This is a genomic window from Bacterioplanoides sp. SCSIO 12839 (assembly GCF_024397975.1).
Taxonomy (GTDB): Bacteria; Pseudomonadota; Gammaproteobacteria; order Pseudomonadales; family Oceanobacteraceae; genus Bacterioplanoides.
The window spans coordinates 1,852,325-1,868,589 of record NZ_CP073745.1 but is presented as its reverse complement, the minus strand read 5'-3'; the positions used below and the strand labels follow the sequence as shown (position 1 = coordinate 1,868,589).

Genomic DNA, 16,265 nt, shown 5'->3' with positions numbered 1-16,265 from the left:
GGGTGTTATCGCATTAACACCCCGCTATAATCCGCGCCCTCACAAAAACAACCCGATATTATTGGGTCGAATACAAGCACCGGATTTACGCTCCGGCCAGCAAGGTAAATGAAAATGACTGTTTCTTCTCAAACCGACAACACGCCTGTGGTTGTCTGCGCCATGTACAAATTTGTCACCCTCAACAACTTCGAGGCATTACGCCAGCCATTACTGGACGTGATGCTACAACACGACGTTAAAGGTACATTATTGCTCGCCAGCGAAGGCATTAACGGCACGGTTGCCGGCTCTCGCCCTGGCATCGATGCCTTACTGGCGTGGTTGCAACAGGATGAGCGCTTAGCCGGGATTGTTTACAAAGAATCCTACGATGAAAGCAATCCGTTTTACCGCACAAAGGTCAAATTGAAAAAAGAAATCGTCACCATGGGTGTGGAAGGCATTGACCCAAAACAAGTGGTTGGCACCTATGTCAAACCTCAGGACTGGAATGCGCTGATTTCAGACCCGGATGTAGTGTTGGTGGATACCCGCAACGACTATGAAGTGGAAGTGGGCACCTTCAAAGGGGCAGTTGACCCGAATACCAAAACCTTCCGCGAATTCCCTCAATACGTGAAAGACAATATGGACCCGAACAAACAGAAAAAAGTGGCCATGTTCTGTACCGGTGGTATTCGCTGTGAAAAATCGACCGCTTATATGAAAGAACAAGGCTTCGAAGAGGTGTATCACCTGGAAGGCGGCATTCTGAAATATCTGGAAGACGTTCCGGCTGAAGAGTCGATGTGGGAAGGCGAATGTTTCGTTTTTGATAACCGGGTAACCGTTGATCATCAGCTGGAAAAAGGCAGCTATGACCAATGCCACGCCTGTCGCCGCCCGATTACTGAAACCGATAAGCAATCAGAAAGATACACCCCGGGTGTGAGTTGTCATCACTGCTTTGACGAATACTCTGAAGAGCAACGCGCCCGCTTTGAACAGCGTGAACGTCAGATGCAACTGGCGAAGCAGCGCGGTGAAGATCACCTGGGTACTGATTTACAGCAAGTGATTGATCAGCGTCGCAAAGAAAAGCTGGCGCTGAAAGAACAACAGCGTAAGCTGAACAGCCAATAAAACGGTCTGATTTTTCACTGGAACGAACATGGAGCAGAAAAACGGATGAAACGGAATAACGGGCGCCTTGCACAACTGGCAACGTCAGTGTTGGCATTGGTAACAACATCCTTGTTAATGAGCGGCTGTGACAAGTCTGAGGTGGGCGATGTTTCCCTCGGACTGTTCACCACCAAAGATATCAAGATCAATGTGCTGCAGGACCCGGTCGTCACCGGGGTGACCTGTCATGTTGCCAGCATTGAGGCCGACCTGGATTTTTCGGACCCCAGTGATGCCTCGATTTCCTGTCGTCAGACCGGGCCAATTACCGCCAATATGATTGCTCAGATTGATCGTTCGGCTTCTGGTGAAGTTATTTTTCGCAAGTCCAAAAGTGTTTTATTAAAAACACTTAAAACCCGCCGTATCTTTGATGCCAGCTCACAAACACTGATGTATGTGACCTACTCCACCAAAGAAATTAACGGCAGTTACAAACACAGCCTGAGTACCGTGCCACTGCACAATACTCAGGCCTGGCAAGCACCATCACAGGCTGCTGAAATCTCTCAATAGCCAGAATCAATCAACACTTCCTCCAATTCTTGGCTATTCTGAACAAAGAGTAAGCGAATAGGAGGAAGCCTGTGACGAAACGTCCCGGATTTGCGCTAAGCCTGCTGTTGGTTCTGCTGTTAACCCTGATCCTGGGCGCTGCCTCAGCCTATGTTCAGGGTATTTTGCCCAAGCTTGGGCTGATCACCGACTACCCTCAGGTGGTGGGCTTACCTCCCGGCTCTGTTACCCCAAACCGCCCGCCCTATTCGGCTCATCACCCGGCCGATTCCGCCAGACCCGATGAAACGTTCTCATTTCCGATTCAATATGGCGAAGTTGGACCCAGTGAACCTTTGTTTGCTCAGAGCGAAAAATACCCGTTTTTATGCCAAACGGAGGATTCACGCCTGGGCCAACCGCTGATCGACAATCATCATGGTTGGGGCGTGCCGGTCTTTGCCAGCACGTTATCCGGAAAACGTACCAACCAGGTCATTGGCTACAGCAAAGATTGCCTGCTACCAACACGCCATCACTACCTCTATTTCCGGGAAAAAGACCATCGCCATCCACGTCGTCAGGACGATCATCATTTAGGCATTCCCAGAGATGTTCACCTGTTAATCCGCGCCGAAAGCGGCACCATTAATCGCCATCTGTACAGCATCTTGCTACCCACCAGTTTTGCCGACCACATTGATAAACCGGATCTGTCTCGCTGGAATGGCAAAGTGGTTTATTACTTCAGAGGGGGCATCAGCATCGGCTTTCAGCAGGGGAAAATGCGTATGCACCGCATGGCAAAAGACATGCGTTACGCGCTGGAGAAGGGTTACGCCGTGATCTTTTCAAGCGCCACAGAAACCGACAACACCTACAACATTCAGCTTCAGGAAGACACTGCTCTCAGGCTCAAACATCAGTTTGTCAGTCGTTATGGCGAACCACAATTCACCATCGGCTTTGGTGGCTCAGGTGGCGCGATTCAGCAGTTCTTATTATCACAAAATCACCCGGGTATTCTTGATGGCTCTGTTGCCGTGGTTGCCTACCCGGACATGGTGACACAACTGCCCTACACCCTGGATTGCGAATTACTCGAGTACTATTTTGATCATCTCGCCAGCGACAAGGTGTTTTGGCGCAATCCGGATAACCGTCAGGCGGTCATGGGGCTGAGCAACAATTACCATAAGTCACCCATGCTGGCGGGATTGCATCGTTTTGCTCAGGCGATAAAGTTGAACTGGCCGCAACAACAAGCTCCCGGCTCTGAATGTAATGCCGGCTGGCGCGGCTCAGTTGCGATGATTAACAACCCGAACTTTCATACCGACATGCATCGTTTCAGTGAAGCCGTTCGCAGCGTAACGCAATGGACTCACTGGCAGGAAAACGCCCATATTTACGGCACTGATGACAATGGCCATGCCCCATCGCTGTGGAGTAACGCGGGTGTTCAGTACGGCTTGGCAGCACTGAAACAAAACACTATCAGTATCGAACAATTCCTCGAACTCAACAGCCGTATCGGAAGCTGGAAACCGGCATCAGAGATGAAGCAGGAACACTATTGGTATCGCAGCATGGACAGCGATTTGTCACGCTTCAGTCCTTATGGCGAACATAATATGAGTCACAACGGCAAAGTGCGTAATCTGGCACCACGTTATGAAGGTAACCTGGCCGCCGCCAAAGCCGCTTACCAATCTGGCATGGTGTTTCATGGCAAACTGAACACACCTCTGATCGATGTACGCCAGTACCTTGATCATCAACTCGATATTCACCACGGGTTTGCCAGTGGTGCCATTCGTCAGCGCATCATAGAGGCTGGCTACCCCGCCAGTAATCACGTTATCTGGATGAGCAAACCCGGCTTTAATCCGATGTGGATGGCTCTCGACAGCATGGACGAATGGCTTAGCCGTGCTGCACCTCCAGACTCCGCCGAAGACAGTTGTTTTGCCGCAGACGGCTCGTTGATTGCCAGTGGCAGTGACGTCTGGAATGGCCACTGGAATAACAAACCAAACGGTAGCTGCCAGCAGCAAATGCCGTTTTACCAAAGCAGTCGTAATGTCGCTGGAGATGCCATTAGCGGCTATACGCTGCATTGTCAGAAAATCCCGGTTGTCGAAGCATTAGCCAAAGGCATGTACCAACCGTTGGATATGACCCCTTACCGCCAGCAATTACAGCAAATTTTTCCGACCGGCGTGTGTGATTATTCTCAGCCAGATCAGGCAAAACCGTGAAAAAAGTATTCACTAGCCCGATGAAATTGCTATTGGTAATTTCATCGGGTTCTTTCATGGCGGTGTTAGTAGCGGTATTAATCGCTGAATTTTTCCTGCAACAAAAGCTGAACATTCCATCACCCTATCCAATCGTTGAGTCACTCCCGCAACACACACACACTAAAAAAATTGAAGCTTTTTCTGGCCCTCCTCCCTGGCAACAACCTCGCCCGGAGGAGGTATTTAATTTTCCCATTACCTATGGTGACACCGGGCCATCTGATTCCTTATTTTCTGGCCCTAAGCAATATCCTTTTTTATGTCAGTCGCTGGAATCAGGATTAGGCCAGCCAATCGTGGATAATCAGGATGGTTATGGTACTCCGGTATTTCAGGAAAATTCTTCTGGAGAAATCACGTCAACCGTCATTGGTTACAGTAAAGACTGTTCACTGCCAACACGCTGGCAATTAAAACAATTCAAAGACGAAAAATTATTTATTCGCATCGAAACCGGCACCATCAATCGTTTTATTTATGCCCTGCTGATTCCGACAACTTCCGAAGACACAGAACAAGCCCCTGACTTTTCGCAGTGGAATGGTGCACTGATCTATCATTTTAAAGGCGCTATTGGTATTGGCTACCAACAAGGTAAATTACGACTAAACCGAATCATCCGTGATATGAAACCCGCGTTAAAAAAGGGATATGCCATTGCGTTTTCAACCGGTAATGAAACCGACAACCACTACAATATAACGCTGCAGGAAGACACCGCGTTAAGAGTGAAGCAGCAATTTATACGTCGTTATGGCCAGCCGAAATACACCATTGGTTTTGGAGACTCCGGCGGTGCATTGCAACAGTATTTATTATCTCAAAATAACCCAACACTATTACAAGCAGGCGTTGCGGTAGATGCCTACCCTGACATGGTTAGCCAGATTACTTATGGTCTGGATTGCCCGTTACTGGAATATTATTTTGATTATCTGGCTGCCGATAAAACGTTCTGGCACAAAGCACAACATCGCAGCTGGGTGTCTGGCTTATCGTTTAATAATAATTACACGCCTCGTGGTGAATGGCTGGAAAGGTTGACCAATTGGCTGCGTTTCAACCAACACCCCAAAAGATCTGGTGCTACTGAGTGTAACTACGCCTGGCGTGGCTCCGTACAACTGGTGAACAACCCACGTTTTAACAGTCATCATGCGCGCTACAGTGACAAGGTATTAAACGACACGCACTGGAGTCATTGGCAAGACAATCAGTTTATTTATGGTACCGACGAACATGGATACGCTCAGATACCCTGGAGTAATGTTGGGGTTCAATATGGATTACAAGCCTGGAAGCGTGGGCACATTAACGCTGAGCACTTTTTTGATTTAAACCAGAAAATTGGCAGCTGGTTACCACAAAAGGAATTACAACCAGAAAACTTCTGGCTACTGAGCCAACAGAAGTCACTGTTTAGCTTTTCACCCTATCAAACTGAAAATTTCAGCCATAAGGGTAAAGCGTTAAATTCTGCGCCCAGGATACCGGGTAGTCATAGTGCGGCCATAGGAGCATACAACGGCGGACATATATTTACCGGGCGATTGAATATGCCATTGATTGATGTGCGCCGTTATCGCGATGACATACTGGATATACATCACTCCTGGTCTGCAATATCGAGTCGACAACGCATCATCCACCACGACAAGTCGGATGCCAGCAGACAATCGACTGCCTATCATTCTATCTGGATCGCTGACAAATCATTTAAGCAGGCCCATTGGCTGGCATTAGAAGCGATCGAACAATGGCTATCACCCGGTTCAGTCAACAGTGTTGAATCTGTCGCAAAACAAAACATGAAGCCCTCCACGGCAACCGATCGTTGCTTTGACAAGGACGGTCAAGTTATTGCCAACGGACATTCCGTATGGGATGGGGAATGGAATCAGCGGCCTGATGGCCACTGCACCCAGCGATTTCCATTTTTCCGCAGCAGTCGTCAGGTCGCCGGAGAATCTGCCGCAGCTACCATTCTTTTTTGCCAACGCATCAGCATTGATGACGCCATTACCGCGGGAATTTATTCTCCGCTAAACATCACGGCAGAATACCGTACAAAACTGCAATCGATATTCCCCCAAGGGGTCTGTGATTATTCAAAACCGGACAGTGCAGCCCAATAAAAACGCGATAACACCAATCCGTAAAAGTTCCCGCTAAGTTACAAAAAAGGTCACATAACAAGCCAATCTGACGTTGAATAACATTTTTTTTCATTCCCCGGAACTTGTGTTTTTGGCTTCGGTCAGAGCAACAAATCGCCGGAGAGCAATCGCATGAATCAGAAAAATAGTATGAATCCACTTAAAAGCCTTATGACTCAGTTTGTGCTGGGTGCCACCATTATGATTGCGTTTATTTTGTTGCTGACCCTGAGTCAACGCGAATCCACGCAACTGCAAAAACAATTAACAGACTGGCAGGCTCAGGCGGATAAAATTCAGTTGGACATTGCGAACCTGCAACAACAAGCCCAACACTACAAACTGAACGCTCCCCGTGACTTTGAGAGCTACAATCGCGATGTCGCGGTGTTCTACCAGCAGTTCCGTCAGCAACTAACCACACTCGACAACAGCTTTAGTGAAGCCAACAACAACGTCACCAAACTGAGTGAAAGCATTGCCTACAGCTGGTTAACCCAGGAAGGCAGCCCTTTGTTACGTGCTATTCAAAAGCAATCGGCCTGGCATCATTTCTGGTTGTTATTCGTTGATGATCTTGAAGCTCAGTTGGGTGACCCCAAAGAGCCACGCCTGGAATGGGGTGCCGAATATATCATCAACAACCAGGAGCGCCTGAGTCTCGAAGCCACGTCATTAGCCAATCAGATTCATGAGGCTTATGTCTGGTTTGGCATTACATCTGACAAAGTCAATCTCGGTTTAATTTCGGTGGTGATGGCCTATTTATTATTGACCCTGGGCTTGTTTGCGCTGCGGATTTTGCGTCCTGTTTTATCGACAACCCGGGCATGTGAAGCTGTAGCAGCCGGTGATTATGGTAAAAAGGTGGATTTAAATGGCTCTGGCGAAACCCGTCGTCTGCAACAGGCATTTAATGAACTATCCGCTCGCTCAAAGCTGATGATGGATATGCTGGGCGATATTAATAAACCTGGCGACGTCAGTGAAAAGTTGCAAAGTATTTACGACAGTGGCCGTGAAGCATTAGGTAGCAACTGGATTGGCCTGATGGCATTTAACGAACAAAACGTAGAGCTGAACACATCCGTACCCACCACGCTGGATTACAACTTCCGTCATCGTCATGTGTCACTGCACAAAGCATTTGGCAAAGAATTAGCCAGCACGCTTGAATCAGGCTGGTTAAACATCGAGTCATTACGACAGTTATCTCTCACCCGTCACGACGAACGATTTTTGCGCGAACTGCACAAAAACACCATGGCACATCAGGTAGTTGGGTATCCTTTCCGATGTCCAAAGCATAATAACTTTATTTTATTGTTCAGCAGCAATAACCCGGAAGGGTTTTCGCAACAACAGGAAGAACTGATTCGTGCCTTAGCCAAATTAATGGCCGATGCCATTATCGCGGGTATGGATCAACCGGCCAACAACGATTTTATTGTGGGTGACATTCAGCCGATTCAATAACATAAACAGGCAGCACATCCCAGGTTCCCATGGGTTACATCGTGGGAATCTGCTTAATCACCAACAGTGAGTGGCGTATATGCAGTTGTCCGCTATAGCCGTTATAGTCAACATCGCGCTCAAGATCGCCGGATAGCTGATAGACACCCCACTCGCTTGAGCCTGAAAACTTCTGAGGGTTTTGCTTCAGATAGTGCAGAGCTTGTTCAGCATCCGTAAACGCCAAACCTCCTGGATATTGGCCCCAAAACATAGGGCCAAACTTCAGTACCTGCTTCTGCTGTGCCAGAGCCTGCTGATAAGAGCCGTCACCTAACGTGTAGATCGGTGTGCGGATATCCTCTCTCACTACCGGTGTTAATGCATCTTTAACACCCAGCCAGATAACAATCGCAAATGTGATGGCGAATAACGCTACATACTTTAGAAATTTCATTCCACTCTCGTTTTAAGAATAATTCTCAACTATTATATTTCTGTCATCATAACCCGTTATCCTGAACATCGTTACTACGGCTGTGTATTTTTTCTAAGGAGTGCTCCGAGTGTCGTTAATTGATCGCTGGTTTCAACCAGCTCATGCCAGCGCCCTGGCTGTTTTTCGTATTGGCCTGGGCTTAATTTTGCTATTGGACATGATTCGCTACGGCTTTCATCTCGACATTGAGCGTTATTATCAGGAGCCTGATTTTTTATTTTATTACTGGAACATTGACTGGATTCAGCCACTGTCTTCATCTGGCATGCAATGGTTGTATGCGTTACTGGCCATCGTATCTCTGGGGGTCACGCTCGGATTGTTTTATCGCGCCAGCATGATGGTGTTTATCCTTGGTTTTACCTATACCTTTTTGCTCGATGAATCGCGCTATTTAAATCATTTTTATATGGTCTGGTTGTTTGCTGTACTGATGTTATTTATGCCAGCCAACCGAATATGGTCGATTGACAGCTGGCGTAAATCGCCAAAAGACCAGACAGTTCCCGCCTGGTGTTATTGGCTGTTAATTTTTCAGCTTGAAGTTATCTTAATTTATGCCGGACTGGTTAAACTTAATCCTGATTGGTTAGCACTGGAGCCATTAAGAACCTGGTTATCTTACCGCAGCCACATGCCATTTTTTGGCGAGTTATTTGTACAAGACTGGGCTGTTGCCACCGCCGCTTATGGTGTCATTGGCCTGCATTTATTGGGCGCACCATTGTTATTATGGAAACCTGCCCGCATCTGGGTAATGTTGGTTTATGCCGCGTTTCACACCCTCAATCACTTTGTCTTTACCATTGGTATTTTCCCGTGGATGACACTGTTCACCAGCTTATTGGTGTTCGGTCCTGACTGGCCGTTGCGCTTTTGGGCAACCATTAAACGCCAGCCGTTCTTCGCTGAGAGCGGTACAGAACAATTAGCTCAGAACTATCAAAAAAGTCGCTGGATTGTGACGGCAATTGTTGTCTGGAGTTTGTGTCAGGTGCTTATCCCGCTGCGGCATTTGGCTTACCCCAGTGATGTCGCCTGGAGTGAAGAAGGCCACCGTTTTGCCTGGCGAATGAAGCTTCGCAGTAAACACGGGCACAGTGATTTTTTAATTCATTACAAGAATGGCGAAACGTATCGTGTTTACCCACAACAACACTTAAATAAACGCCAGGTACACCGCATGCCTTGCCAGCCCGATATGATCTGGAAATTTGCCCGTTTTCTGGAGCAACATTACAGTAACGGCCGCCCATCTTTAGCATCAGACAACCCGATTGTTTCCATTACAACCAACTCAGTATGCTCACTGAATGGTCGCCCACGACAGCGTATCGTTTCGCCAACCACTAATCTGTTGAGTGTCGATTATAATATCACGCCGACCGAGTGGATCTTACCGCTGACAACACCACTACCGAGCCGATAATTCTGAGAGGTAAATTCTGTGAGCAACGCTGAGAACCAGAATCAACAGGAGATGATCATTGTCTACGACGGTGAATGTCCGGTGTGCCAGCATTTTGTCCGAGGCATTCGTTTGCGTCAGCTCAGCGGACAACTAGAGCTGATCAGCGCTCGTGAGCAAGATCGTCCGGAAGTACAGTGGCTGCAGGATCAGGGGGTTAACCTGAATGACAACATGGCGGTGATTTATCAGGATACGATGGTTCAGGGCGCCGAAGCCATCACCTGGCTGACGGCCATGACCAGCCCATCACATCACCTTAACCGCCTGCTGTTTTTCTTTTTCCGTTCCCCGGCTTTAGGCAAAGTTTTGTATCCGGTATTACGCAATGGACGCCTGTTGTTATTGCGACTCTTAGGGCGCAAAGCCATTCAGGTGAAGGAATAAATCAACACAATAGAAACAACACAAAAAAACACCACCGCCAACGGGGAGCAATGCCACTTGCGTAATAACATCAATCCACCGACCGCAACAGCAAGATCCCAGACATTAACGATGGAACTACTGATCACGGGTGTAACCAACGTCGCCAGCAATAAGCCCACAACCGCGGCATTGACCGTTACCAGCGCCTGACGCACGGCCACTTTTTCAGAAAGCTGAGCCCAGAAAGGCAACACGCCCAATAACAATAAAAACCCCGGCAGGAAAATTGCCATTATAGCGACCAATGCCTGGAGGGCTGGTGTCGCTCCGGCTGGTACTAAAGCTCCTAAATACGCAGCAAAAGTAAACAAAGGGCCTGGTACCGCCTGGGCGGCACCATAACCCGCCAGAAAAGCTTCATTTGTAAGATGGCCGACAGCTACAGTGCTACTTTCCAACAAAGGCAACACCACATGACCGCCGCCAAATACCAATGCGCCGGCCTGATAGAAATCCCGGGCCATCACCAACACACCGTATTGATTCAAGACGGGTAATGTCAGCAGCAACAAAAGCGTAAACAACAACAGGAATATACTGCCCAGTTTACGACCGTAGTTCAGTGTTAATAACGCCGAAGCCTGCGCCTCAACACTGGGTTTTAAAATAAAGCCAACAACCGCAGCCAGAAGAATCATCAGGATTTGTGTCAGCGCTACTGAGATACCCAAAGCAACACCGTCCATGAAAGTCATCAGCAATAAACCACTGGCAACCATCAGCGCAATAGCTCGTGTTAGCCAGGTTTGACACAACTTCTGGGCCATTCCCCAAACGGCATCGGTGACAATCACCACCGCCACCAGTTTTAATCCATGAATAACACTGGTTAACCAGTCACCTTCGATGCTTGTCATCAATCCGGCAGCAACAAATAACACCAGAGCTGACGGCAACGTGAAACCCACAAAGGCGCTGATAGCGCCTCGCCAGCCTGCTCGGGTTAAGCCCAGCGCAAAACCCAGCTGGCTACTGGCTGGCCCGGGTAAAAACTGACACACCGCCAATAATTGTGCGTAGTGAGCGTCGCTGAGCCAGCGTCGACGTTCAACCAGCTCTTTATGAAAGTAGCCCAGGTGAGCAACCGGGCCACCAAACGAGGTGCAGCCCAGCTTGAGAAACGTGATAAAAACTTCCAGCCAAGTACCGGAAGTGTCAGCCGAAGAAGGAGAGTCTGAAGAAGCCATAGCCATCATTGGTTAAATGATCCGGCGGCTAATGTAACAATACCTCATGGCAAAGCAACTATCTCCGCAACAACTATCCCCATCCCCGCAGACACTATCCCCGCAGCAACTGGCTCAACTGTTGCTGTAGCTGAGCGGCCAGCTCCTGATTGGTCAACTGCCCTGCTTGCTGATCAAAGTGATCGAAGAATGACGGCAATGAGAAGCTGCCTTTCACGTCCAGCGCAAAATAAGGCGCCGATCCAACGGCCTGATTCAGGACGTTTTGTGCACCGCCCGGCCCTGGTGATGTCGCCAACAAAACAGCGGCTTTGTTCTGATAAACATCACGATCAATGCGTGAAGCCCAGTCAAAAATATTTTTATACGCCGCCGTGTATGACCCGTTGTGCTCGGCATATGCAATCAGCAGTACATCCGCTTGCGCAATTTTTTCCCGAAAAGCATGAGCCGGAGCAGGAATACCGCCCTGCTCTTCACGGTCTGCGCTGTAAATCGGCATTTCGAAGTCGTTAAGGTCCAATACTTCATAACTGGCATCCGACTGCTGAGCCAATTGTTCTGCGGCGGCTAACTGCTCTGCGGCATAAGTCACCAGTGTTTTGTTGATTGATTGGCTCGAGTTGCTGGCGGCAAAAGCTAATATTTTCATGGCTTGCTCCTGAGTAATGAATATTCGATCTGGGGTTACTATAAATTGACCTTGATTGAAGATTAATAGCCGCAATAAAGAATGATTATTTCCATATGACTCCCAATAAACCCATAATGACTGGACTAACACTCAGGCAGCCAGAGCAACACGATGAATTACAACCCACATTTATTAGACGGCATGGTGATATTCTCGCAAGTCGCGGCTGCCGGCAGTTTCACCCTTGCCGCAGAGCATACCGGCCATTCAACGTCGTACATCAGCAAAGAAATCAACAAGCTGGAACAGCGCTTGGGAGTACGACTGATGAACCGCACGACGCGTTCACTCAGCCTGACAGCAGAAGGCGAGCTGTATCTGCAGCAATGCCAGCAGATCATTGCCGATGCCAATCAGTTGATTACGGCTTTGGCCGGCCAACAGCAGCAGGCGTCGGGCAATTTACGCATCAGCTGCCCGGCGAGTTTTGGTGGTGCACAGATGCAGCCGGTATTCGCAGATTTTTTACGCCAATACCCCCACATCACCCTGGAACTGGATATCAGCAACCGCAAAGTCGATGTCATCGCGGAAGGGTTTGACATTGTGATTCGGGCAACCCCACAACTGGAAGATTCCAGTCTGATCAGCCGTAGAGTCATGCAGTCCCGTGGCATCACACTGGCTTCTCCCGCTTATTTGTTACGCAAAGGCAAACCTGAGAAGCCAGAGCAACTGGCCGATAATCATCCGGATCAGCACGAGTGCATTACTTACAGCCACTTGAAACAACCCAGACTTTGGCACTACCAAAATCGTTATGGCAAAGATATTCAGGTTGCCGTAAACAGCCGGGTATTAACTAACGGCTCCGAAATGATTTTGTCCTTATGCCAACAAGGCCAGGGGATTGCCCGCCTGCCGGACTTTCTATTGGCCGACCAGCTACAAACGGGCGAGCTGGTGGAATTATTTCCGGATTATCAGGATTTATCGATTGATGTTTTTTTGATTTACCCCAGCCGAAAACACTTATCAGCTAAGGTGCGTGCGTTTATTGATTTTGTGGCCGAGCGATTTAATCCTGATGCGCATCAGTGAACATGACTTCAGTCGTCAACGTTTTCATCTGGTATAATCCGACGCTTAAATTTCAAAATGCTCAACTCAAACAACAATAATGAAATACGACAACCTGATCCCCCTCTCTAAAGACTTGCTTCATCCTAAATACATCGGTGCCTGGCTGATGGTGTTTATTATGTGGCTGATCGCCTGGCTACCCCTTTCAAGCAAACAATCGCTGGGCAAAAAGCTGGGCAGCGTTTTGTATCGACGCATGAAAGCCAGAACCCGGATTGGCCGTAAAAATCTGACCGCTTGCTTTCCGGATAAGTCCCCCGAAGAAATTGAACGGCTGTTGGAAGAGAACATGCAGCAAATGACCATCGGAGCGCTGGAAGGACCACATGCCTGGTGGCGTGATATGAAGCCCCATGCAAAAACCGTTAATGTCATTGGTTTAGAAAAGCTGATGGCCGCTCAGGCTAAAGGTAACGGTGTATTAATTATGGGGGGGCACTTTGCCGCAGTGGATTTTATTATTCCGTTAATTGCAGCCAAAGTGACAGATCGTTTTCATCTGGCCTATATGTATCGCCCACACGACAACCCGGTGATTGATCGCATGATCGTCAATGGCCGTAATCGTCACGATGTGATGGGTTTTACCAAACGCCAATTAAAAGACATGATTCAGTTTCTGAAAGACGGTGGCATGACCTGGTATGGCTGCGACCAGAACTTCAGCAAAAGCTCAGATCGCTTCGCCCCTTTTTTTGGTGTTCAGGCCGCTAATATTTCAACCCCCAGCTGGATTGCCCAGGAAAGTGGTGCCGCAGTCGTATTTATGCGTATGCACCGACTGGAGAACGGTGGCTATGAATTTGAGATCAGTGATGAGCTGCCTGACTTTGGTAAAGATCCTCAAGCCGATTGTGAGGCCTGGAACAAAGAGCTGGAAAATGCGGTTCGGATGCGTCCAAGTCAGTATTTCTGGGTGCATAAACGCTTTAAAAAACGCCCTCCAGGCGAAGCGCCGTTTTATTGATTCAGTGCAATCAAACGGTATCATTGCCAAATCCGTAACACACTGTTGCCTTCATGTAAGACTTTTATTCGTAAACTTTGGATATTATGGTCTTTGACACAATATCCAATTCGTTGCGATTCCCGACATGAAAGTCAATCATCACATTCCATTCCAGACAGCCATGCTAAAACCCCAATACTGGGGAGCATGGCTCGTCGTCTTTTTTATGTGGCTTATTTCGTTTCTCCCCCTTCGTGTCAAACATGCCCTCGGCAACGTGCTGGGGACACTGCTATACCTCACAATGAAGGGTCGTACTAAGATTGGCCGCAAAAATCTCAGCGCGTGTTTTCCGGAGAAAACACCTGACGAAATCGAAACATTATTGAAAGAAAACATGCAACAAATGGCGATTGGCGCTTTGGAATGTACCCACGCCTGGTGGGCCGATATGCGCCCTTATATCTCCAAAGCCAACATTATCGGCATTGAAAATTTGCTTGAACCTCTCAGTCGCGGCCAGGGCGTGTTAATGATGGGCGGGCATTTCGCCGCTATTGATTTTAATCTGCCACTGGTCGTCAATGAGCTGACCGAAGAGAAACGTCTTGGTTACATGTATCGCCCCCATGACAACCCGGTGATTGATCGTATGATTGTGAATGGCCGTAACCGTGAAAATGCGCGTGGCTTCAGCAAGGATCAAGTTAAAGACCTGATCAAATGGATCAAAGATGGCCAGGTTGCCTGGTATGCCTGTGATCAGAATTTCAGCAAAGCATCGACATTATTTGCTCCATTCTTTGGTGTCCAGGCGGCCAACCTTGCCATGCCAACCTTGATTGCACGACGTAGTAACGCCGTGGTTGTATTTCTACGCATGCACCGTCTGAAAGATGGCGTCTTTGAAATTGAGGTCAGCAAACCTCTGGAGAATTTTGGCGACGACCCACAACAAGACTGCGAAATGTGGAACCAGGAATTAGAAAAAGCAGTACGAATGCACCCATCACAATATTTCTGGGTGCATAAACGTTTTAAGAAACGTCCGCCAGGTGAGCCTAAGTTTTATTAACTAAGCGATTCTATTAAATGTGCTTAGCATGCGTTACAAATACTCTTCAACTGTAGCGATATAGTCCAGCCAGGTTTTTGCCGAGGTGGCTGAATCTGGCTGTTTTAATGCACGCTGAAAGTAACGCCTGGCATCCGCGTAGTGCTGTAATTCAAAATGACTGCTGCCAGCCAACAACAAGGCATTCGCACTATCGTTATCTTCCAGGCCTTTATCCAATGCCTTCTGAATCAAAACAGTAGCCTGGGCATGCCGATTATCCTGAACAGCCAGACGCGCCGCGCGTAATAATAACGAGCCATCGCTCATTGCTTCTGAAGCCTGCGATAAAGCAACAATGGCGTCCTGACGCTGGCGACTTAATTGCCACGCAGAGGCCAATAAACGCCAGTTAGACTCCGTCATTTCGATATTCTGTGCCAACAGCTGCTCTTTCAGAATACGAGCGCCCCGCTCCGGTATGCCCTGATTAATCAGCAACTGAACTAACAACATCAGGTTCTGATCTTTTGTCAGTTTGTCTGCAGCATAAGCGGTTTCAAGTACTTTTAAGGTATTTCCCGGCTGCTCCAATAACTGAAACATGGAAGCACGTTGCACCCAATAATCTTCATTATCCGGTTTGATCGCAATCAGCTGTTTTAAAGTATCCGCAGCACTCTGGTATTGTTTACGCTCGTAATACGCCAATGCCAGAATCTGCAACCAGTTTTCCTTAGGCTGATTACCGGACTTTTTTTCACGTGCGAGCGCTTCAGGTACCCAGGTAATCACATTGTTGTAATCACCTTTAATATGATAGGCCATACCCAGAGTGGCGAAGGTAATGGGTTTAATCAGGGACTTGTCCTGATCTTGTTTTTTTTGTGTTTGTTGTGCTTTTTTTTCATCGCCCAGCAGCTTTGGCATCCGCGAGCTTAATGCGGCAATCGCGTCATCGGTTTTTTCAATGCTTAAATACAACTGCGCCACATTGGTCGCCAATGCGGACTCCTGACCAACGGCAAATACATCCAGTTTTAACGCATTCTCAAACTGCTGAATCGCCGCCAGTGTATTTTCCTGAGCCAGGTAAAGCTGACCATACAACTGATGAACCAGTGCCAGGCCAAAAGATGGTTTGAGGCGGCTTTGCAGTTTATCCAACAGTTCCTGAGCATTGATGTAATCTTCCTGCTGCAGGTATTCCTGCACATCATTCAATGCTTCATAGGTCGCCGGAGAAATTGAAGTATCCGCGGCCTTTAACGACACGGAAAACAGACTGGCAAAAAACAGGCAGAGAATAATCGACAATTGTTTCAT

Annotated in this window: 14 protein-coding genes; 10 read left to right on the top strand and 4 right to left on the bottom strand. The window is 48.0% G+C overall.

Going from position 1 to position 16,265, the window contains the following annotated elements:
- Positions 1-114 precede the first annotated feature (114 nt).
- The 5 genes from KFF03_RS08675 (at position 115) to KFF03_RS08655 (ending at position 7,597) form a co-directional block, all read left to right on the top strand.
- Positions 115-1,125, top strand: a complete 1,011-nt coding sequence (locus KFF03_RS08675) for a rhodanese-related sulfurtransferase (protein WP_255860700.1) — start codon at positions 115-117, stop codon at positions 1,123-1,125.
- Between the two features lie 117 nt (positions 1,126-1,242).
- Positions 1,243-1,683, top strand: a complete 441-nt coding sequence (locus KFF03_RS08670) for a CreA family protein (RefSeq protein ID WP_255860878.1) — start codon at positions 1,243-1,245, stop codon at positions 1,681-1,683.
- A gap of 71 nt (positions 1,684-1,754) precedes the next feature.
- Entirely contained in the window at positions 1,755-3,923 is a 2,169-nt protein-coding gene (locus KFF03_RS08665; protein ID WP_255860699.1) for a DUF6351 family protein, read from the top strand.
- Positions 3,920-6,100, top strand: a complete 2,181-nt coding sequence (locus KFF03_RS08660; RefSeq protein WP_255860698.1) for a DUF6351 family protein — start codon at positions 3,920-3,922, stop codon at positions 6,098-6,100. The genes KFF03_RS08665 and KFF03_RS08660 overlap by 4 nt, the downstream gene beginning before the upstream one ends.
- Positions 6,101-6,271: 171 nt before the next feature.
- Positions 6,272-7,597, top strand: a complete 1,326-nt coding sequence (locus tag KFF03_RS08655) for a HAMP domain-containing protein (RefSeq protein ID WP_255860696.1) — start codon at positions 6,272-6,274, stop codon at positions 7,595-7,597.
- Positions 7,598-7,631: 34 nt separating this feature from the next.
- Here KFF03_RS08655 and KFF03_RS08650 read toward each other — a convergent pair whose 3' ends face one another.
- On the bottom strand, positions 7,632-8,033 hold the full coding sequence (locus tag KFF03_RS08650; RefSeq protein WP_255860694.1) for a hypothetical protein: 402 nt from the start codon (positions 8,031-8,033) through the stop codon (positions 7,632-7,634).
- A gap of 109 nt (positions 8,034-8,142) precedes the next feature.
- Between KFF03_RS08650 and KFF03_RS08645 the strand changes: the two genes are divergently transcribed.
- Both KFF03_RS08645 and KFF03_RS08640 read left to right on the top strand, forming a co-directional pair.
- A complete protein-coding gene (locus KFF03_RS08645) occupies positions 8,143-9,504 on the top strand; it encodes an HTTM domain-containing protein (protein WP_255860693.1) in 1,362 nt (453 codons plus the stop codon).
- A gap of 18 nt (positions 9,505-9,522) precedes the next feature.
- Entirely contained in the window at positions 9,523-9,930 is a 408-nt protein-coding gene (locus tag KFF03_RS08640) for a DUF393 domain-containing protein (protein ID WP_255860691.1), read from the top strand.
- On the opposite strand, the gene chrA is transcribed toward KFF03_RS08640, so the two are convergent.
- Positions 9,915-11,168 (bottom strand): chromate efflux transporter, encoded by a 1,254-nt coding sequence (gene chrA / locus KFF03_RS08635; protein WP_255860689.1) that lies wholly within the window; start codon positions 11,166-11,168, stop codon positions 9,915-9,917. The two genes, KFF03_RS08640 and chrA, sit on opposite strands and share 16 nt — an antisense overlap.
- 85 nt (positions 11,169-11,253) lie before the next feature.
- Positions 11,254-11,811: an NADPH-dependent FMN reductase gene (locus KFF03_RS08630; protein WP_255860687.1), complete on the bottom strand. Its 558-nt coding sequence runs from the start codon at positions 11,809-11,811 to the stop codon at positions 11,254-11,256.
- A 153-nt stretch (positions 11,812-11,964) separates the two neighbouring features.
- On the opposite strand from KFF03_RS08630, the gene KFF03_RS08625 reads away from it, so the two are divergent.
- From KFF03_RS08625 to KFF03_RS08615, 3 genes are all read left to right on the top strand, one after another.
- Positions 11,965-12,894 (top strand): LysR family transcriptional regulator, encoded by a 930-nt coding sequence (locus KFF03_RS08625; RefSeq protein ID WP_255860686.1) that lies wholly within the window; start codon positions 11,965-11,967, stop codon positions 12,892-12,894.
- A gap of 79 nt (positions 12,895-12,973) precedes the next feature.
- A complete protein-coding gene (locus KFF03_RS08620) occupies positions 12,974-13,903 on the top strand; it encodes a lysophospholipid acyltransferase family protein (RefSeq protein WP_255860685.1) in 930 nt (309 codons plus the stop codon).
- 127 nt (positions 13,904-14,030) lie between these two features.
- Entirely contained in the window at positions 14,031-14,960 is a 930-nt protein-coding gene (locus tag KFF03_RS08615; RefSeq protein ID WP_255860684.1) for a lysophospholipid acyltransferase family protein, read from the top strand.
- A 33-nt stretch (positions 14,961-14,993) separates the two neighbouring features.
- Here the strand turns inward: KFF03_RS08615 and KFF03_RS08610 are convergent, their stop codons facing one another.
- Positions 14,994-16,265 carry a hypothetical protein gene (locus tag KFF03_RS08610; RefSeq protein WP_255860682.1) on the bottom strand — a complete coding sequence of 424 codons (1,272 nt, stop codon included), beginning with the start codon at positions 16,263-16,265 and terminating at the stop codon, positions 14,994-14,996.

What these genes read in the sequence shown, in the direction of transcription:
- KFF03_RS08630 (WP_255860687.1), bottom strand. Translation starts at nt 11,811, where the DNA reads ATGAAAATATTAGCTTTTGCCGCCAGCAACTCGAGCCAATCAATCAAC.
- KFF03_RS08670 (WP_255860878.1), top strand. Translation starts at nt 1,243, where the DNA reads ATGAGCGGCTGTGACAAGTCTGAGGTGGGCGATGTTTCCCTCGGACTG.
- KFF03_RS08650 (WP_255860694.1), bottom strand. Translation starts at nt 8,033, where the DNA reads ATGAAATTTCTAAAGTATGTAGCGTTATTCGCCATCACATTTGCGATT.
- KFF03_RS08610 (WP_255860682.1), bottom strand. Translation starts at nt 16,265, where the DNA reads ATGAAACAATTGTCGATTATTCTCTGCCTGTTTTTTGCCAGTCTGTTT.
- KFF03_RS08615 (WP_255860684.1), top strand. Translation starts at nt 14,031, where the DNA reads ATGAAAGTCAATCATCACATTCCATTCCAGACAGCCATGCTAAAACCC.
- KFF03_RS08655 (WP_255860696.1), top strand. Translation starts at nt 6,272, where the DNA reads ATGAATCCACTTAAAAGCCTTATGACTCAGTTTGTGCTGGGTGCCACC.
- chrA (WP_255860689.1), bottom strand. Translation starts at nt 11,168, where the DNA reads ATGATGGCTATGGCTTCTTCAGACTCTCCTTCTTCGGCTGACACTTCC.
- KFF03_RS08620 (WP_255860685.1), top strand. Translation starts at nt 12,974, where the DNA reads ATGAAATACGACAACCTGATCCCCCTCTCTAAAGACTTGCTTCATCCT.
- KFF03_RS08625 (WP_255860686.1), top strand. Translation starts at nt 11,965, where the DNA reads ATGAATTACAACCCACATTTATTAGACGGCATGGTGATATTCTCGCAA.
- KFF03_RS08675 (WP_255860700.1), top strand. Translation starts at nt 115, where the DNA reads ATGACTGTTTCTTCTCAAACCGACAACACGCCTGTGGTTGTCTGCGCC.